The sequence below is a fragment of the Mycolicibacterium palauense genome, assembly GCF_002592005.1.
GTDB lineage: Bacteria > Actinomycetota > Actinomycetes > Mycobacteriales > Mycobacteriaceae > Mycobacterium > Mycobacterium palauense.
Genome location: NZ_NVQF01000043.1, coordinates 1 through 16,619 on the forward strand (window position 1 = coordinate 1; position 16,619 = coordinate 16,619).

Below are 16,619 nucleotides of genomic sequence, written 5' to 3' on the forward strand. Positions count from 1 at the left end.
GGTCAGGGTGGCGCCGGTGGGGTTGGTCAGGGTCAGGGTGAGGGTTTCGTTGGGTTCGACGGTGGTGTCGGCGGTGGTGGTGATGGTGACCTGTTGGCTGGTTTGGCCGGGGGTGAAGGTCAGGGTGCCGGTGGTGGGGGTGTAGTCCTCGCCGGCGGTGGCGGTGCCGTCGGTGGTGGTGTAGTCGACGGTGACGGTGTCGGTGGCGGCCTCGGAGAGGGTGACGGTGAAGGCCACGGTGCCGGTGTCTTCGGCCGCGGAGCCGCCGGTGATCGTCAGTGCCGGTGGGGTGGTGGGTTCGGGGTCGCCGCCTCCATCGTCAACGCTGGTGCCGTTGACGGTGAAGTTGGTGACGGTGGTGGAGTCGCCGGTGGCTTGGAAGCCGAAGGTGACGCTTTGGCCGGCGGCCAGCGCGGCGTTCCAGGCGGCGTTGTCGACGACGTAGTGGGTGCCCTCGTGGCTGGTGATCTCGCCGCTCCACAGGTTGGTGATCTGGGAGGGGGTGTCGAATTCGACGGTCCAGCCGTTGAGGGCGGTGTCGCCGGCGGTCAGGGTCACCGAGGCGACGTAGCCCGAGCCCCAGTCGCTGCCGACCTGGTAGAGCACCGAGGCGTCGGTGTCGGCGGGGGGTGGCGGTTCGGTGGCGGTGTCGTCGTTGGTGATGGTGGCGGTGGCCGTCGCGGTGCCCAGGGTGGCCCCGGCGGGGTTGGTCAGGGTCAGGGACAGGGTTTCGTTGGGTTCGACGGTGGTGTCGGCGGTGGTGGTGATGGTGACCTGTTGGCTGGTTTGGCCGGGGGTGAAGGTCAGGGTGCCGGTGGTGGCGGTGTAGTCCTCGCCGGCGGTGGCGGTGCCGTCGGTGGTGGCGTAGGCCACGGTGACGGTGTCGGTGGCGGCCTTCGACAGTGCCACGGTGAACACAACCGCCCCGTCGTCCTCGGCCGCCGACCCACCCGACACCGACACCACCGGCACCGACACGGTCGGCTCGCCCGCGTTGTCGAGGATGCCCTGCCACTTCTGCACCGTCGCGGCGTCGAGTGCGATCACGTTGCCGATCTGCAGATCGCCGATCGCCACCCCGTCGAGGGTGTAGGTCTGCTGGTTGCCGACGATCGCGATCCGGGTGGAACCGGTCTGCTCGCTGACGTCGAACTCGTCGGGGTGGAACCAGCCGAAGTCGAGCTTGTCGGTGGCCGGGTCGAAGTCGAGCACGGTGTCGGTGCCCCAGTGCCAGCCGATGACGGTGGTGGTGCCGCCCTCCACCGGGTCCCCACCCGTGCCGGTTCCGGTGCCGGGATCCACCGGGTTGGCCACCCCGAAGTCGTTGAAGACGTCGCTGAAGGCGGCCGTGGGGTCGGACAGCCCCGAGGCGTCGTTGGTGGACTGGCCCAGGGTGCCGGGATTGTCCCGCTGCACCGACCACATCGACAGCATCCCCAGGCCCTTGGTGTTGGCGTAGTCGAGCAGCGCCTGGGCGTCGGCGACGGTGAACACCTCGGTGGTGATGTCGTTGACGCCGATCATCGGGGTGACGCCGAGCTGGCCGTAGCCGAATTCCTCGCCGTGCTGGGCGTAGAGCTGCGCCAGCTGGGTGTAGGTCGACTCGGCGGATTCGATGGCGTAGGCGCCCATGGACTGGGCGTCGGGTCCGCTGGTGGGTGCCGCGGACTCGCCGTAGTCCATCGCCATGATGTTGACCCCGTCGAGTCGCACGCCGGCCGCCAGCGCCGAGTCGACGACGGACAGGCCGTCGGAGGTCAGACCGCTGGGCAGGACCGGCAGGGTGTACCAGACCTTCAGGTCGGGCCGGTCCTGCTGCAGCAGCACCAGCGCGTCGCTGCGCAGGTCGACCGAGGCCTGATCGGCCACGGCGGCGCCCTCGATGTCGAAGTCGAGGCGATCCAGGGAGTAGGTGTCGATCACCGCGCCGTAGGCGTCTGCCAGTGCCCGGGCGTCGAGCCCCTGGCCGGCGTAGACCTGCGCGATCGTGGTGTTCGCGACACCGCCCAGCGAGACGGCGACCTCCCCGCCGGCGGCCTGGAACTCCGCGATGGACTGGTTGATCGCCACCGCCTGCTCGTGTGTCGAGTCGGGTTCCAGCGCCGCGAGTGCGGCCCAGGCGAGCTTGCCGTTCGGGTCCGCCTGCATGAAGCCCAGGTTCAGGAAGGACACCCCATAGGTCTGGGAGATCGCCAGCAGGTCGGGCACCGGGTAGTCACCCATGTCGACATAGGGCGCGAAGAAGGCCGCCCCCGTCTGCACCGCCGCGGCCTCCTCGGCGGTCAGCGCCGTCGTGGCCGCCGCCAGCGAGACCGTCTGGGCGGAGGTGTCGGCGGGCACGGTCTCTTCGGCCGTGGATTCGGCCGTCGGCTCGGAGGTGGATTCCGACGTGTCTGTAGTGGCCACCGCGTCCGGTTCGGCCTGGAGCTGCTGCTCTTCGGTGCGCCGGTAGGCGGCCACCATCAGGTCGAACAGCGGAGTGCCCACCGGTGTCGACGGGTCGGTCGGCAACGCGCCGAGGTCGGTCACCGCGTCCTGTACTGCCACGGCCTCCTCGCCCGACGACTGGCCCGACGACTCGCCCGAGGATTCGCCCGACGGTTCGGTCGCTGCCGAGGTGTCCACCGCCTCGACCGTGTCGGTGACCTCGGTGGCTGTCGAGGCCGTATCCGGCTGCGACTGCCCGGAGGTTGCGGTGTCGGCCGGCTCCGCCTGGTCGGTGGCGGCGGGTGCGTCGATCTCGGGATCGCCGACCGCCGCGGCCTCGGGGGCACGGTCGGTCGCCGGGCCGGTTGCCTGCTCGGTGGGCGGGTCCCCGGCCCGGCTGCCGGCCTGGGCCCGGCGCTGGGCCCGCTCCTGGGCGCGTTCCTGGGCTCGCTCCCGGGCATTCTGCAGGGCCTCCTCGACGGCGGCTGCCCGGGCCGCCTGCCTGGCCTCCCGCTTCGCCTGACGTTCGGCCCGTTTGGCCTCCCGCTCGGCCTGTCGTTCGGCCCGTTTGGCCTCCCGCTCGGCCTTCTTCTCCGCCCTGGTGGCCGCGCGCTCGGATGCCGCGCTGCCGGAGGACCCGGTGACGCCCGAGGCCCCGGACGTCCCGGAGGTCCCCGACCCCGTCGACTGGGCCGCCCCGCTGCTGGTCGAGGACCGTGCGCCCGCCGCGCCGCCGTCGCCGGTCCCGCCGTCGCCGGTGTCGGCATTACCGACCGCCGGTGCGGCCACCCCGATCCCCAGTGCCACCGCCAGCGTTCCGACGCGTCCGATGTAGCGCGCGTGCCCCATGTCCCCGACCTTCCTGTTTGTTCAATCCCGGTATTTGTCCGGGAATGAATTCGAATAACTGACGAACTGACGCAAAAAAAGATCACGAACAGATATCGCGACGGACACCCGCCGATAAAGGAGCGAGACCGACGAGAACTCCTCCGGAATTGCTGACCGGTCGCTCTGTCGGATCCGCACAGAATCGGTCGACTGTCGGCGCGCATGCGTCGGGCGGCGCCGTGGAATCGGCGGTCGCGCTCCGGCCGTGCGGTCCGCGGCATCCGTCGGGAGGGCGGCCGACGCTCGGGATTCGGGGTTGCCGGCCGGGTAGTAGGCCGGGTAACTGCACGGATTCGGTCGCCGCCGAGGCTGGGCGTCCCGGTCCGCCGCGGCGTGAGTCGGTGTCGCGGATCCGTCCGGGTGGCCCGTCGCGTGGTGGGTCGGGAGGGCATCGGCGACGCCGGTGTCGTCGGCGGGGCGGCCGAGGGCGCGGGTGACACGGGCCGTCTCGACGTTGCTGAGCAGTTCTGCGGCAACGATGCGAGCGGCGCGGTTGTCAGGCGATGCGTATGTATCCATGAGTGAACTTCCAGCGCCCGATCGCTGGTTGGGGGTTTTTAGGCGGTCCTCTCGCGGGCGGCGAGGGGAATGTGTTGCATGACTATAGGACAAAGATGCGCATTGTTAAAGCCAATATGCCATTTTCCGATACGTCCGGGACCGCCATTAAGGCCGTAACCTAGCTAAGCTATTCAATGTATTCTCGCTGGCGGCCCCGAATCTATGTCCGACATTGGAGCCAGCTGTGTGTAGTCTCCGAAGACGCTGTGAGCGTTGGTGTAAACCTGCTGGACAAGTGCGGTTTGTCAACGGTGTGGACACCGGCCGGCCGCCGTGTCTTGCGGCACCGCGACGGAAAAGAGAAACTCGACCGCCGTCGTATTTACGCGTGTATATGCGGTATTGAGATATCAAAAAATGCGCCGAATTAATTTCGGCGCGGTCCGTGGTGAATTCGGGGCCGGCTCAGCCGGCGCATCTGGGGGCGCTCAGATGACGAAGAAATTGTCGTGGTCGACAAAGAACTGGGTCCGCTCGGCGTCGGTCATCTCCGCCAGCCGCTGGAGCCCCTCGAAGTAGCCCTCTCTGGGGGCGCCCGGTGCGAACAGGATCAGGATCGATGCCGGGGCATCGGCCTCGTTGGCGAATCCGTGGATGCCCCCGGGCGGGACGTAGAGGAAGTCGCCGGTGTCGCCGTCGACCCAGCCGTTTCCGTCGTGCAGTCTCATGCGGCCCTCGAGGACGAAGAATGCCTCCGACATCGTGCGGTGGAAGTGCGGGCCCGGGCCGCCGGAGGCCGGTGGCAGGTCCACCCGGTAGAGGCCGTAATCGCCGCCGGTGCCGGCGCCGGTGACCAGGTAGTGATACCGCAAGCCGGAGCGCGACGTCAGCTCCGCCCCGGTGTCGTGGCGGCGTAACCGGGCGCTGATCTTCGGGTCGTCGGCGGTGTAGCGGGGCGGGGGATACGGGGAACCTGGCGGCATGACCTGTGACATGCCGCCAAGTCTGCTCCGCCGTCTACCGGGGGAAGGTCACTGCGGTCAGTTCCTCGGAGACCGCCCACAGCCGACGTTGCGCCGCCACGTCGTGCGACCGGTCATTGGAGGCCACCACCTTGGGGTCGCCCTGTATCTCGAAGGCGCCGTCGGGCCCGTAGTACTGGCCGCCCAGCGCACTCGGGTCGACCGCCGCCCGAAGCTGCGGCAGCGCGCCCTTGTCCGCGTTCTGCGAGATGAGCCTGCTCAGTGGAACCAGGACCGCAGGCACGTGACGGATGAGTTCGGTGTTCGATCCGCCGGGGTGGGCGGCCACGGCGATGGTGTCGGTTCCTGCCAGTCGGCGCTGCAACTCATAGGTGAACAGCAGGTTGGCCAGCTTCGACTGGGCGTAGGCGGAGAAGCGGTTGTAGCTCCGTTCCCACTGCAGGTCGTCGAACCGGATGCGGCCAAACCGATGCCCGATGCTGCTGACCGTGACCACGCGCGAGCCGGGGGTGGTCAACAACCGGCCGAGCAGGAGCCCGGTGAGCGCGAAATGGCCCAGGTGATTGGTGCCGAACTGCAGTTCGAAGCCGTCGGAGGTGCTCTGCCGGGGCGAGGGATACATCACCCCGGCGTTGTTGATCAACAGGTCGATCCGGTCGTGCCCGGCCAGCAGTGCGTCGGCCGCCGCGTGGACCGAGGCCAGCGAGGTGAGGTCGAGTTCCTGTACCGAGACCTCGGCACCCGCGGTGCGCCGGGAGATCAGGTCGGCGGCCGCCTTGCCCTTGTCGGGGTTGCGAACCGCCAGCACGACGCGGGCCCCGGCGCCGGCGAGGGCCTTGGCGGTCTCGTAGCCCAGGCCGGTGTTGGCGCCGGTGATGACCGCGGTGCGGCCGCGCTGGTCGGGAATGTCGGCGGTGCTCCATCCGGGCATGACATCTCCTGCAATAGAATGGTTAAACGGAGCGTGCGCCCCGGTTGCCTTCGAATATACGGAACGCACGCCCCGCTTTGTCAATGCCCCGCTCGGGCCCGTCACGAGGTGGTGTGCGCGTGAGCCAACCCGGCGCCCGACCCGGCCGCGAGGGCCGCCCGTCGGCACGGCCCCTGCGCGCCGACGCGGCGCGCAACCGCGACCGCGTCCTCAAAGTCGCCTACGAGCTGTTCGCCGAGCAGGGCCCATCGGTGCCGATCGACGACATCGCGCGCCGCGCCGGTGTCGGGGCGGGTACCGTCTACCGCCATTTCCCGACCAAGGAGGCCCTCTTCCGGGCGGTCGTCGACGACCGGGTGCGTCAGATCGTGGAGCATGCGCGGGAACTCCTGGCCGCCGACCCGGGCACCGCCCTGTTCGGTTTTCTGCGCGAGATGGTGCGCGCCGGTGCGGCCGACCACGGCATGGTCGACGCGCTGACCGGGTACGGAATCGACGTGGCCACGGCGGCACCCGGCGCCGAAGCGGCGTTCCTGGGGGTCCTGGAGTCGCTGCTGTCCGCCGCGCAGCGCGCGGGCACGGTGCGCGCCGATGTCGGTGTCGCCGAACTGAAGGCGTTGATGACGGTGGGCAAGTCCGGTCAGGACCACGGGAGCGACGTCGCCGAGCGGATCGCCGCCGTCATCGTCGACGGCTTGCGACCACCGGGTTAAGCGCTGAGCGATCTTCTTGCACTCGGAGGTCCCGAGTGCTAAGAATGCAGTTGGCACTCGCGATGGGTGAGTGCTAGGTCGGGACGGTGAGATCGAGGCCCTGACAGCCGAGGTCGTCCGTCGCGGGCACTGCACCCGGCCCCGAACGTGTCATCCCCGATCCGGAGGAATCACTTCGCAATGGCTAAGACAATTGCGTATGACGAAGAGGCCCGTCGCGGCCTCGAGCGGGGCCTGAACAGCCTCGCCGACGCGGTAAAGGTGACGCTGGGCCCCAAGGGTCGCAACGTCGTCCTGGAGAAGAAGTGGGGCGCCCCCACGATCACCAACGATGGTGTGTCCATCGCCAAGGAGATCGAGCTGGAGGATCCCTACGAGAAGATCGGCGCTGAGCTGGTCAAGGAAGTCGCCAAGAAGACCGACGACGTCGCCGGCGACGGCACCACCACCGCCACCGTGCTCGCCCAGGCGCTCGTTCGCGAGGGTCTGCGCAACGTGGCCGCCGGTGCCAACCCGCTGGGTCTCAAGCGTGGTATCGAGAAGGCCGTCGAGTCGGTCACCGAGCACCTGCTGAAGAGCGCCAAGGAGGTCGAGACCAAGGACCAGATCGCGGCCACCGCCGGGATCTCCGCGGGCGACCAGACCATCGGCGACCTGATCGCCGAGGCCATGGACAAGGTCGGCAACGAGGGTGTCATCACCGTCGAGGAGTCCAACACCTTCGGCCTGCAGCTCGAGCTCACCGAGGGTATGCGCTTCGACAAGGGCTACATCTCCGGTTACTTCGTGACCGACGCCGAGCGCCAGGAAGCTGTCCTGGAGGAGCCCTACATCCTGCTGGTCAGCTCCAAGATCTCCACGGTCAAGGACCTGCTGCCCCTGCTGGAGAAGGTCATCCAGTCCGGCAAGCCGCTGCTGATCATCGCCGAGGACGTCGAGGGCGAGGCCCTGTCGACCCTGGTGGTCAACAAGATCCGCGGCACCTTCAAGTCCGTCGCCGTCAAGGCCCCGGGCTTCGGTGACCGCCGCAAGGCGATGCTGCAGGACATGGCGATCCTCACCGGTGGCCAGGTCGTCAGCGAGGAGGTCGGCCTGTCCCTGGAGACCGCCGACGTCTCCCTGCTGGGCAAGGCCCGCAAGGTCGTCGTGACCAAGGACGAGACCACCATCGTCGAGGGCGCCGGTGACTCCGACGCCATCGCCGGCCGGGTGGCTCAGATCCGCGCCGAGATCGAGAACAGCGACTCCGACTACGACCGTGAGAAGCTGCAGGAGCGCCTGGCCAAGCTGGCCGGCGGTGTTGCGGTGATCAAGGCCGGCGCTGCCACCGAGGTGGAGCTCAAGGAGCGCAAGCATCGCATCGAGGACGCGGTGCGCAACGCCAAGGCCGCCGTCGAGGAGGGCATCGTCGCCGGTGGTGGCGTGGCCCTGCTGCAGTCGGCCCCGGCCCTGGAGGACCTGAAGGTCACCGGTGACGAGGCCACCGGCGCCAACATCGTCAAGGTGGCGCTGGAAGCTCCGCTGAAGCAGATCGCCTTCAACGCCGGGCTGGAGCCGGGCGTTGTGGCCGAGAAGGTGCGCAACTCGCCGATCGGTACCGGGCTCAACGCCCAGACCAACGATTACGAGGACCTGCTCAAGGCCGGCGTCGCCGACCCGGTGAAGGTCACCCGCTCGGCGCTGCAGAACGCGGCGTCCATCGCGGCGCTGTTCCTCACCACCGAGGCCGTCGTCGCCGACAAGCCGGAGAAGGCCGCCGCTCCCGCCGGCGACCCGACCGGTGGCATGGGCGGCATGGACTTCTGAGTCCAGCCCTCACACACACGGGAAAGCCCGGCTCCTCTGGGAGCCGGGCTTTTTCGTCGTTCCGACGAGTGCGGGGCCAAACCCGGCGCAACGGGGATTCCGGGTGTTCGGGCCGCGCCGTGCGCCTCAGGCGGTGAACGGGGCGGGATCCAGAAACCGGCGCAGGACGTTCTCCGTGATTCGCGAGACGTTGTTGTCGTATCCAGCGTTGAACAGGCTACCCGCCCAGGAGATCGACCCGACGGAGAAGACCGCGCCGGCATTCGGCGTCTCGAAGAAAACCAGATCGGCTCGGGCGTCGGGATTCTCGTCGGCCCCCAGCGCGGGTCCGGTCTCGAGGAACTCCTCCGGAACCAGGTAGTAGGCATTGGTGTGCCGCTCCGAGGAGGCAAGCACATAGGCGTTGGGTGGGGTGCCCAGATCCGATGCCGCGCGGTCGAGTTCGAGTCCCGCGGCGCCGCCGCCGACCAGCCCGAAGTCGCCGATCAGCTCATCGGGACCGACACCGTCGAAGATGAACGCCACCTCGGGCTTGAAGCTGTCCGGCTTGCGGCGGTAGTAGGACGAGAGGTCGAAACCCTGGGCCGAGAACCCGACGCCGACGAGGGTCTGAGGCGCCCGGCCCTGGCGTAACCACAGGCCGCCGTAACGCCCGTCGAAACCCTGGTAGTACTCACCGGGTTCGGCCGCCCAGGCCCGCACCCCGGTCTCGGCCCGGCGCAGTTCGATGATGCCCGGGACCTCCGGATGGTAGGCAATGCGCCAATAGAACCCGTCCCCGCCCAGGTACATCAGCCTGCCGCCGTGGTTCTGATAGGCGGCATAGGCGTCCCACATCTCGGTAGACGTGTACTCGGGGTGCGACCCGGTGAGCACGACCTGGTACGGCTCCAGCAGGGGGTAGCCCACGTAGTGCAGTTCTTCGTCGGTATAGATGTCGACGTCGAATCCCTTGGCGTGCAGCCAGTTCACGATATGGGTATCGGCGTTGAACTGCCACAACTTCGAGGATCCGAAGCCGCCCAGCAGGCACTGCACCTTCGGGCGCATCTGCAGCAGTGGCCGCATCCGCGAGGAATAGCAGATCCCACTGCCGTCGGAATGCTCGTCGTAGAGCGAGCCGCCGTACTCCCAGTGCTCGTTGAGGTAGAGATCGGGTGGGGTCAGGACATTGAGGACGTTGTTGAGCAGCTCGGAATTCCCTCCGTCGGTTCCGAGGTGGTCGTTCCCGTAGGCCATGTAGCTCGCGGTCGGGAGAACGAGGGCGATGCGGCGTTCCCGGCCCGGTGCGGCACCGACGGTGAACGGGATGTACTCCTCGGCGTCCGCGGTGCGAAGCCGCGCGGCGTAGAGGCCGCTTTCCATCGTCTCGGGAATCGTCAGCGTGAAATCGGTTTCCCAGCAGGCGTCGTAGATGTCGTCGTCGTGGAAGTGGATGGCGCCCCACTGCGACGGGTCCTGTTTGAAATCCATCACCTCGCCGGTCCAGTTCCACCCGGTCATCGCTCGCGCGGGGAAGTTGACGACGGTACCGTGCAGCCCGTGCGGTGAGAGGTCGGCGGCCCGCTGGGAGCCGATGTCCGCGCCGAAGTCCCAGGCGCCGATCAGGCCCGGCATGTGCGGATCCACCCGCGGCATTGCCAGTGCCACACTTTCGGCCTCGGTGACGGGTCGATCGCAGATGCGTGGGCTGTCGATCTTGCCGTTGAACACCCCGGTGGGTCCCTGTCGTTCTCCGGGCCGCAGCCCGGAGAACGACGCGAAGAACAGCGGGCTTCCGGTGTGCTGCGGCCGGAAACTCAACCGTGTCTCCACCGCGCCGCCGTCATCGATCCCGGGCGTCGGGTGCAGGGGTGTCTGGAACACGCGAACGGTGCCGCCGACGGCATCGTAGCTCGCGCCGACGCGATACCAACGTCGCTGATGCATCGTCTTTCCCACGGCGACAACCGAATCGGTGGTTCCGTCACCGATCCGCAGGGCCACCGAGCCCGTGTCGTCGACGATGAGAGCGAATCCGGTGCCCTCCGACCACTTCGCAATCAGTGCCTGTTCACCCTTGCGCGGGGTCGTCGGCCACACGGCCGCCTGCAGCGAGAAGCTCTCCAGCTCCTCCAGCACCGCCCGACTCGGTACCTCCACATAGGAGCCGGCCTGGGCGTATTGCGTTCGCCCCGCGTACATGCCATTGGCGGACGTGTCGATGACCGCCTCCGTGACGCCCGGCCCCGCCGGTGAGGTATCGCCACAGATGATCCGGACGATCTCGGCGCGGTACTGCTCGGCCGCCTCGCAGTTGACCTTGAACTCGATCGTGTCGCCGGGGCGGCAGTAGAGACGATCGCTGTAGCCGGTGAGAGTGAGCATCAGGTTTCACTCGACGACCAGGTCGTGGCCGGTTTGTTCCTTCCAGCGCAATCGAAAGACCTCCCGCTCGGCCGTCAGCAGGTCGGTGAACGTCGTCTCGAGCAGCTGCACGGGCTTTCCGCGGTGCCCACTCAACTGTGCCAACCGCCATTTCCGGTGTGCGGAAACCTCGACGAGAACGTACTTCCCGGTAAGTGGTTCGCCGCGGAGCACGTTGAGCACGCGTTGCAGACCCGGGCTGTGCGCACCGACCGGCTCCGCCATGAACTCGCGGGCGAAGGGCAGGTCGCCGACCGGATCGATGCGATAGCTGGACTGCGTCATGCTCCGTGATCGTAGAGCGGTAGCCGGGTCCGCGCCCGTCGAGCGGAGGTGGGCGCCAGCACATCTCCCGGCGCCCGACCCCGATCGCCGCCGAACTCTAGGCCAGGGGCATGCAGTCGTCCGAACAACCGGGACGCGTCGGTGGCGATTCCGCGCTCGCCCTGCGATGCAGCACCGCGCGGCCGGGGATGACCACAAGCCGACCGTCCTCGGTGAGGCCGCCTTCCCGACCGTCGACGATCAGCGTGTATCCGCCCGGTTGGTGTGGCGGCCACAGCAACGTGACCTCAGCGTGGCGGGAGGCGTTCCTGCGTGAGCTGTTGCCGACGGGCCCGACGGTGAACCGTCCGTCGGCGAGTACGGCGGACACCGCCACGGTGTGCGCGCGGAAGTCGTCGCCGACCGTGATCAGGTACGCGCCCCGGAAGTCGGCCAGCGTGGCGGCCAGCCGATCGAGGTCCACCGGGACGCTCATGACGGAGTCGGCGGACGCTGGCGTCCGCGCACCAACCGGCCGGGGCGCGCCTCGGTGGGCACGCCGTTCTCGGCGATCACCTCGCCGGAGACGATCGTGGCCACGTAGCCCTCGGCGGTCTGGTCGAGGCGGCGGCCGCCGGCGGGCAGGTCGTAGGCGACCACCGGTTTGTGCAGCGTCAGCGCCGCGGAGTCGATCACGTTCAGGTCCGCCTTGTAGCCGACGGCGATGCGCCCGCGGTCGGCCAGCCCGGCGACCCGCGCGGGCACCGAGGTCAGCTCGCGCACCGCCTGTGCCACCGAGAGCCGTCCCGAGGCACGGTCGCGCACCCAGTGGGTGAGCAGGTAGGTGGGGAACGACGCGTCGCAGATCATGCCGTAGTGCGCGCCGCCGTCGCCCAGGCCGAGCACCACGTCCTCGCGGGGCAGCAGCTCGGCGACGGTGTCCAGGGAGTCGTCGCGGAAGTTGGCGAGTGCCACCAGCAGCATGGCATGCCCGTCTTCGGCCAGCAACAGGTCGTAAGCCTCCTCCAGCGGGCTGACTCCCCGGGCGCGGGCGCGCGCGCCCACGGATTGCGAGGGGGACGGTTCGTAGTCCGGCGGGTCGCCGAGGGGGTACATGTAGTCCCAGGCCTGGGCCATGAACAACAGCGGATGGCCGTCGCCGCTGGGTGAATCCGACAGGATTCGTTGCCGCACTTCGGGTCTGCGCATCTCGGCGACTCGCTCGGCCAGGGGGAACTCGGCGATCTCGCGGTAGCTGGGGTACAGCACGAACGGGTTGCCGGTCAGCTCGAGACCGATCACCAGGCCGATGGGGCGCGGGAAGATCTGGGCGGAGATGTCGCCGCCGGCGGCGTTGGCCTTCTCCACCATGGTCAGCGCGTCGAGGTAGTACGGCTCGCCGCGGTTGCCGATCGCCAGGGTGAACGTCACCGGCAGGCCCACCTCGGCGGCCACGTCGAACACCGTCTGCAGCGCCGGCTGGTAGTCGCCGGCGACCAGGTCGGGCACGAACTGGATCAGCCCGCCACCGGCGTCCTCGACCCCGCGCGCGATGGCCTCGATCTCCTCGCGGGCGGCGTCGTAGCTGGGGATCGGCAGGCCACTCTCGGTCTTGTGCAGGGTCAGCCGCGAGGAGGCGAAACCGAGCGCGCCGACGGCGACGGCCTCGGCGGCCAGCTTGCGCATCATGGCCAGGTCCTCGGCGGTGGCCGGTTCGCGTTCGACGCCGCGCCGGCCCATCACGTAGACCCGCAGCGGCGAGTGCGGCAGCAGCGCGGCGACGTCGATGTCGCGCCGCCGCGACGACACCGCGTCGAGGAACTCGGGGAAGGTCTCCCACGTCCAGGGCAGGCCGTCGACCATCACGACACCGGGGATGTCCTCGACCCCGGCCATGACGTCGACCAGCACATCGTGGTCCTCGGCGCGGCAGGGGGCGAAGCCCACGCCGCAGTTGCCCATCACCGCGGTGGTGACCCCGTGCGCCGACGACGGGGTCAGCCGGTCCGACCACACGGCCTGACCGTCGTAGTGGGTGTGCAGGTCGACGAAACCCGGGGTGACCAGCAGGCCGGTCGCGTCGATCTCCCGGGCGGCGGGCCCGGTCACCGCACCGACCGCGGCGATGCGGCCGTCGCGCACCGCGACGTCGCCGAGGAACGGCTCGCCGCCGAGGCCGTCGACGACGGTGCCGTTGCGCAGTATCAGGTCGTAGGTCATATCCCGAATCTACGGCGGAAATCTACGATGGATTCGTGATCGATCACCTGAGCATCAACTGTTCCGACTGGGCGAAGTCCCAGGAGTTCTACGACAAGGTGCTGCATGTGCTGGGCTACTCCCGCCAGATGGAGTTCGGCCCCGCCGTCGGCTACGGCCGCGACCGGCCGAGCTTCTGGATCGCCGACGCCTCCGCCGGGGGCGTCGACGGTCCCAATCGGGAGGTGCACATCGCCTTCGCGGCCCGCAGCCCCGAGGAGGTGCAGGCGTTCTACCACGAGGCGCTGGCGCTGGGCGCCGAGCCGCTGCACGCGCCGCGGCTGTGGCCGGAGTACCACGAGAACTACTACGGCGCCTTCGTGCGGGATCCCGACGGCAACAACGTCGAGGCCGTCTTCCACGGCGGGGCGTAACGTCGGGGCATGGCCGACTCGACCGCCGCTCAGGAACTGCTGCGTGACGCGTTCACCCGTCTGATCGAGCATGTCGACTCGCTGACCGAGGGGCTGGCCGACGACGTGTCGTTCTACCGCCCCACCCCCGAGGCCAACAGCATCGCCTGGCTGATCTGGCACAGCGCCCGGGTGCAGGACCTGCAGGTCGCCGAGATCGCCGGGGTTCCGCAGGTGTGGACCGACGAGGGATGGGTGGAGCGGTTCGGGCTGGACCTGCCGCGCAACTCCATGGGATACGGGCACACGGCCGCGGAGGTCGGCAAGGTGCGGGCACCGGCGGAGCTGTTGGCCGGCTACTACCACGCCGTGCACGCCATGACCCTGGACTATGTGACCACGGTGTCCGCCGAGGAGCTGGCCCGCATCGTCGACAGCCGCTGGGACCCGCCGGTGACCGCGAGCGTGCGGCTGGTCAGCGTGGTCGACGACTGCGCCCAGCACCTCGGACAGGCCGCCTACGTGCGGGGCATCGCGCCCTGAGTTGACAGGTGTCAACCCCGGTGCGACTCAGGTCACAGCCCGGGGCTACCATGGGCCCCATGACCGCGACACGTCCCACCGTCGAAGACCGTCCGGGCGCTCCGGAGCTGTCCACCACGATCCGCAACCCCGCCACCGGCGCGGTGGCCGGTGAGGTCGCCTGGACCGACCCGGGCGAGGTTCCCGCGATCGCCGCGAGACTGCGTGAGGCCCAGCGCGAGTGGGAGCAGCGCGGGCCGGAGGGTCGCGCCAAGGTGCTGGCGCGGTTCGCGGTGTGGATGGGTGAGCACCGCGAGGAGATCGAACGCCTGCTGATCGCCGAGACCGGCAAGTCGGCCGTCGACGCGGCCCAGGAGGTGCCGCTGATCGCCATGATCACCTCCTACTACGTCAAGACCATGGCCAAGGCGCTGCAGCCCGAGACCCGGCCGGCCTCGCTGCCGTTCCTGTCGATGAAGAAGGTCACCGTGCACTTCCGGCCGCGGGCACTGGTCGGGATCATCGCGCCGTGGAACTACCCGGTGGCCAACGCGCTCATGGACGCCATCGGGGCCCTGGCCGCCGGTTGTTCGGTGCTGTTGAAGCCCTCCGAGCGCACCCCATTGACCGCCGAGGTGTTGCTGCGCGGCTGGCGCGAGAGCGGCGGCCCCGACGTGTTGGCGCTGGCCCAGGGCGCCCGCGCGGTCTCCGAAGCGGTCATCGACGTCGCCGATTTCATCCAGTTCACCGGCTCGTCGGCCACCGGTGTCAAGGTCATGGAGCGCGCCGCGCGCCGCCTGACTCCCGTCAGTCTGGAACTGGGCGGCAAGGACCCGATGATCGTCTGCGAGGACGCCGATATCGCGCTGGCCGCCAACGCCGCGGTGTGGGGTGCGATGTTCAACGCGGGGCAGACCTGTGTGTCGGTGGAACGCGTCTACGTCCTGGAGTCGGTGTACGACCAGTTCGTCGAGGCCGTCGTGCAGGCGGTGAACAACCTGGAGATGGGTGCCGGGGAGGGGCACCACTTCGGTTCGCTGATCGACGAGAGCCAGGTCGCCGTCACCGAGCGGCACGTGGCCGACGCGCTGGCCAAGGGCGCCAAGGCGCTCACGGGCGGCTCGCGGCCGGCCGGCTCGGGCAACTTCTACCCCGCGACGGTGCTGGTCGACGTCGATCACTCGATGCTGTGCATGACCGAGGAGACCTTCGGGCCCACCCTGCCGATCATGAAGGTGCCGAACGTGGCCGAGGCGGTCCGGCTGGCCAATGACAGTCCCTACGGCCTGAGCGCGTCGGTGTTCTCCAGGGACGTCGACCGTGCCCGCGACATCGCGCTGCAGCTGGATTGCGGGGCGGTCAACATCAACGACGTGATCACCAACCTGATGTGCACCACCGCGCCGATGGGCGGCTGGAAGATGTCGGGGATCGGTGCCCGGTTCGGCGGTGCCGACGGCATGCGCAAGTTCTGCCGCCAGGAGACGGTGGTCGCCCCGCGTACCAGCGTCGGCGGCGGGCTGACCTACTACAACGGCTCGCTGAAGATGGCCAAGCGGACCAACAAGTTGCTGGCCAAGATGGCGCTGGCCCGGCCCCGCAAGCTGCTCAAGTAGCACACCGGTTGTTCACCCGCACGTCACCGTCCGGTACCTGCGCGCCGATACGTTTTGGCCGTGCTGCACGCAGACCCCTCCATCACGTACTCGGTTCGCGACGACGATGACGACGACCCGGTGCTGCTGCTGCAGCCGGGCGACCAGGTCGTCGACACCTGGCGGGAGAACTACCCGTACGACGAGCGGATGAGCCGCAAGGACTACGAGGAAGACAAGCGGCTGCTGCAGATCGAGCTGCTCAAGCTGCAGAAGTGGAGCCAGTCCAACGGGCTGCGGCACATCATCGTGTTCGAGGGCCGCGACGCCGCCGGCAAGGGTGGGACCATCAAACGGTTCATGGAGCACCTCAACCCCCGCGGTGCCCGCGTCGTCGCGCTGGAGAAGCCCACCGAGCGGGAACGCACCCAGTGGTACTTCCAGCGCTACGTCGAGCATTTCCCGGCCGCCGGGGAGATCGTGCTGTTCGACCGATCCTGGTACAACCGCGCCGGGGTCGAGCGGGTGATGGGCTTCTGCACGCCCAAGCAGCACGACGAGTTCATGCGCCAGGCGCCGCTGTTCGAGGAGATGCTGGTCAACGACGGCGTCGACCTGATCAAGCTGTGGTTCTCGGTCTCGCCGGCCGAGCAGCGGACCCGCTTCACCATCCGGATGGTCGACCCGGTGCGGCAGTGGAAGCTCTCGCCCACCGACCTTGCCTCGCTGGACAAGTGGGACGACTACACCGCGGCCAAGGAAGACATGTTCGCCAAGACCGACACCGACGTGGCGCCGTGGATCGTGGTCAAGAGCAACGACAAGAAGCGGGCCCGTGTCAACGCCATGCGCTATGTGCTGGGTAAGTTCGAGTACGACAACAAGGACTACGAGGTGGTCGGCCAGGCCGACCCGTTGATTGTGGGACGTGCGCTGACCGACTGACCCGCGCCGGCCCGGTCGGCAGA

Annotated in this window: 14 protein-coding genes; 6 read left to right on the forward strand and 8 right to left on the reverse strand. The window is 68.7% G+C overall.

Features of this window, described 5'->3' with window-relative positions:
• The 4 genes from CSR00_RS17255 to CSR00_RS17265 all read right to left on the reverse strand — a co-directional run.
• Nucleotides 1-3,276: Calx-beta domain-containing protein (locus CSR00_RS17255; protein ID WP_099023650.1), on the reverse strand; the 3,276-nt coding region annotated here is incomplete at its 3' end.
• Nucleotides 3,277-3,297: 21 nt separating this feature from the next.
• Nucleotides 3,298-3,837, reverse strand: a complete 540-nt coding sequence (locus CSR00_RS30210; RefSeq protein ID WP_141564384.1) for a hypothetical protein — start codon at nucleotides 3,835-3,837, stop codon at nucleotides 3,298-3,300.
• Between the two features lie 470 nt (nucleotides 3,838-4,307).
• Entirely contained in the window at nucleotides 4,308-4,814 is a 507-nt protein-coding gene (locus tag CSR00_RS17260) for a cupin domain-containing protein (protein ID WP_099023651.1), read from the reverse strand.
• Nucleotides 4,815-4,836: 22 nt separating this feature from the next.
• Entirely contained in the window at nucleotides 4,837-5,733 is an 897-nt protein-coding gene (locus CSR00_RS17265; protein WP_099023652.1) for an SDR family NAD(P)-dependent oxidoreductase, read from the reverse strand.
• Between the two features lie 119 nt (nucleotides 5,734-5,852).
• Here CSR00_RS17265 and CSR00_RS17270 point away from each other — a divergent pair, with 119 nt between their 5' ends.
• Both CSR00_RS17270 and groL read left to right on the forward strand, forming a co-directional pair.
• Nucleotides 5,853-6,446, forward strand: coding sequence for a TetR/AcrR family transcriptional regulator (locus CSR00_RS17270; protein ID WP_245906162.1), 594 nt, complete (start codon nucleotides 5,853-5,855; stop codon nucleotides 6,444-6,446).
• Nucleotides 6,447-6,626: 180 nt separating this feature from the next.
• Nucleotides 6,627-8,252: a chaperonin GroEL gene (gene groL, locus CSR00_RS17275; protein WP_099023654.1), complete on the forward strand. Its 1,626-nt coding sequence runs from the start codon at nucleotides 6,627-6,629 to the stop codon at nucleotides 8,250-8,252.
• A gap of 126 nt (nucleotides 8,253-8,378) precedes the next feature.
• Here the strand turns inward: groL and CSR00_RS17280 are convergent, their stop codons facing one another.
• The 4 genes from CSR00_RS17280 to CSR00_RS17295 all read right to left on the reverse strand — a co-directional run bounded on the left by CSR00_RS17280 (nucleotide 8,379) and on the right by CSR00_RS17295 (nucleotide 13,142).
• Nucleotides 8,379-10,619 (reverse strand): N,N-dimethylformamidase beta subunit family domain-containing protein, encoded by a 2,241-nt coding sequence (locus CSR00_RS17280; RefSeq protein ID WP_099023655.1) that lies wholly within the window; start codon nucleotides 10,617-10,619, stop codon nucleotides 8,379-8,381.
• A 6-nt stretch (nucleotides 10,620-10,625) separates the two neighbouring features.
• Nucleotides 10,626-10,943: a N,N-dimethylformamidase alpha subunit family protein gene (locus CSR00_RS17285; RefSeq protein WP_099023656.1), complete on the reverse strand. Its 318-nt coding sequence runs from the start codon at nucleotides 10,941-10,943 to the stop codon at nucleotides 10,626-10,628.
• A 97-nt stretch (nucleotides 10,944-11,040) separates the two neighbouring features.
• Nucleotides 11,041-11,418, reverse strand: a complete 378-nt coding sequence (locus CSR00_RS17290; protein WP_099023657.1) for a hypothetical protein — start codon at nucleotides 11,416-11,418, stop codon at nucleotides 11,041-11,043.
• Nucleotides 11,415-13,142, reverse strand: a complete 1,728-nt coding sequence (locus tag CSR00_RS17295) for an N-acyl-D-amino-acid deacylase family protein (protein ID WP_099023658.1) — start codon at nucleotides 13,140-13,142, stop codon at nucleotides 11,415-11,417. Before CSR00_RS17295 ends, CSR00_RS17290 begins: the two co-directional genes overlap by 4 nt.
• Nucleotides 13,143-13,177: 35 nt before the next feature.
• Here CSR00_RS17295 and CSR00_RS17300 point away from each other — a divergent pair, with 35 nt between their 5' ends.
• The 4 genes from CSR00_RS17300 to ppk2 are packed head-to-tail and all read left to right on the forward strand — an operon-like array spanning nucleotide 13,178 to nucleotide 16,596.
• Nucleotides 13,178-13,555: a VOC family protein gene (locus CSR00_RS17300; protein ID WP_099023659.1), complete on the forward strand. Its 378-nt coding sequence runs from the start codon at nucleotides 13,178-13,180 to the stop codon at nucleotides 13,553-13,555.
• A gap of 9 nt (nucleotides 13,556-13,564) precedes the next feature.
• On the forward strand, nucleotides 13,565-14,077 hold the full coding sequence (locus CSR00_RS17305) for a mycothiol transferase (RefSeq protein ID WP_099023660.1): 513 nt from the start codon (nucleotides 13,565-13,567) through the stop codon (nucleotides 14,075-14,077).
• Between the two features lie 59 nt (nucleotides 14,078-14,136).
• On the forward strand, nucleotides 14,137-15,672 hold the full coding sequence (locus CSR00_RS17310) for an aldehyde dehydrogenase family protein (protein ID WP_099023661.1): 1,536 nt from the start codon (nucleotides 14,137-14,139) through the stop codon (nucleotides 15,670-15,672).
• Nucleotides 15,673-15,732: 60 nt separating this feature from the next.
• Nucleotides 15,733-16,596, forward strand: a complete 864-nt coding sequence (ppk2, locus tag CSR00_RS17315) for a polyphosphate kinase 2 (RefSeq protein ID WP_245906164.1) — start codon at nucleotides 15,733-15,735, stop codon at nucleotides 16,594-16,596.
• Nucleotides 16,597-16,619: the final 23 nt, after the last annotated feature.

Excerpts from the sequence above, each read along its gene's own strand:
- CSR00_RS17290 (WP_099023657.1), bottom strand. The coding sequence starts at position 11,418 with ATGAGCGTCCCGGTGGACCTCGATCGGCTGGCCGCCACGCTGGCCGAC.
- CSR00_RS17305 (WP_099023660.1), top strand. The coding sequence starts at position 13,565 with ATGGCCGACTCGACCGCCGCTCAGGAACTGCTGCGTGACGCGTTCACC.
- groL (WP_099023654.1), top strand. The coding sequence starts at position 6,627 with ATGGCTAAGACAATTGCGTATGACGAAGAGGCCCGTCGCGGCCTCGAG.
- CSR00_RS17310 (WP_099023661.1), top strand. The coding sequence starts at position 14,137 with ATGACCGCGACACGTCCCACCGTCGAAGACCGTCCGGGCGCTCCGGAG.
- CSR00_RS17280 (WP_099023655.1), bottom strand. The coding sequence starts at position 10,619 with ATGCTCACTCTCACCGGCTACAGCGATCGTCTCTACTGCCGCCCCGGC.
- CSR00_RS17285 (WP_099023656.1), bottom strand. The coding sequence starts at position 10,943 with ATGACGCAGTCCAGCTATCGCATCGATCCGGTCGGCGACCTGCCCTTC.
- CSR00_RS30210 (WP_141564384.1), bottom strand. The coding sequence starts at position 3,837 with ATGGATACATACGCATCGCCTGACAACCGCGCCGCTCGCATCGTTGCC.
- CSR00_RS17265 (WP_099023652.1), bottom strand. The coding sequence starts at position 5,733 with ATGCCCGGATGGAGCACCGCCGACATTCCCGACCAGCGCGGCCGCACC.
- CSR00_RS17260 (WP_099023651.1), bottom strand. The coding sequence starts at position 4,814 with ATGTCACAGGTCATGCCGCCAGGTTCCCCGTATCCCCCGCCCCGCTAC.
- CSR00_RS17295 (WP_099023658.1), bottom strand. The coding sequence starts at position 13,142 with ATGACCTACGACCTGATACTGCGCAACGGCACCGTCGTCGACGGCCTC.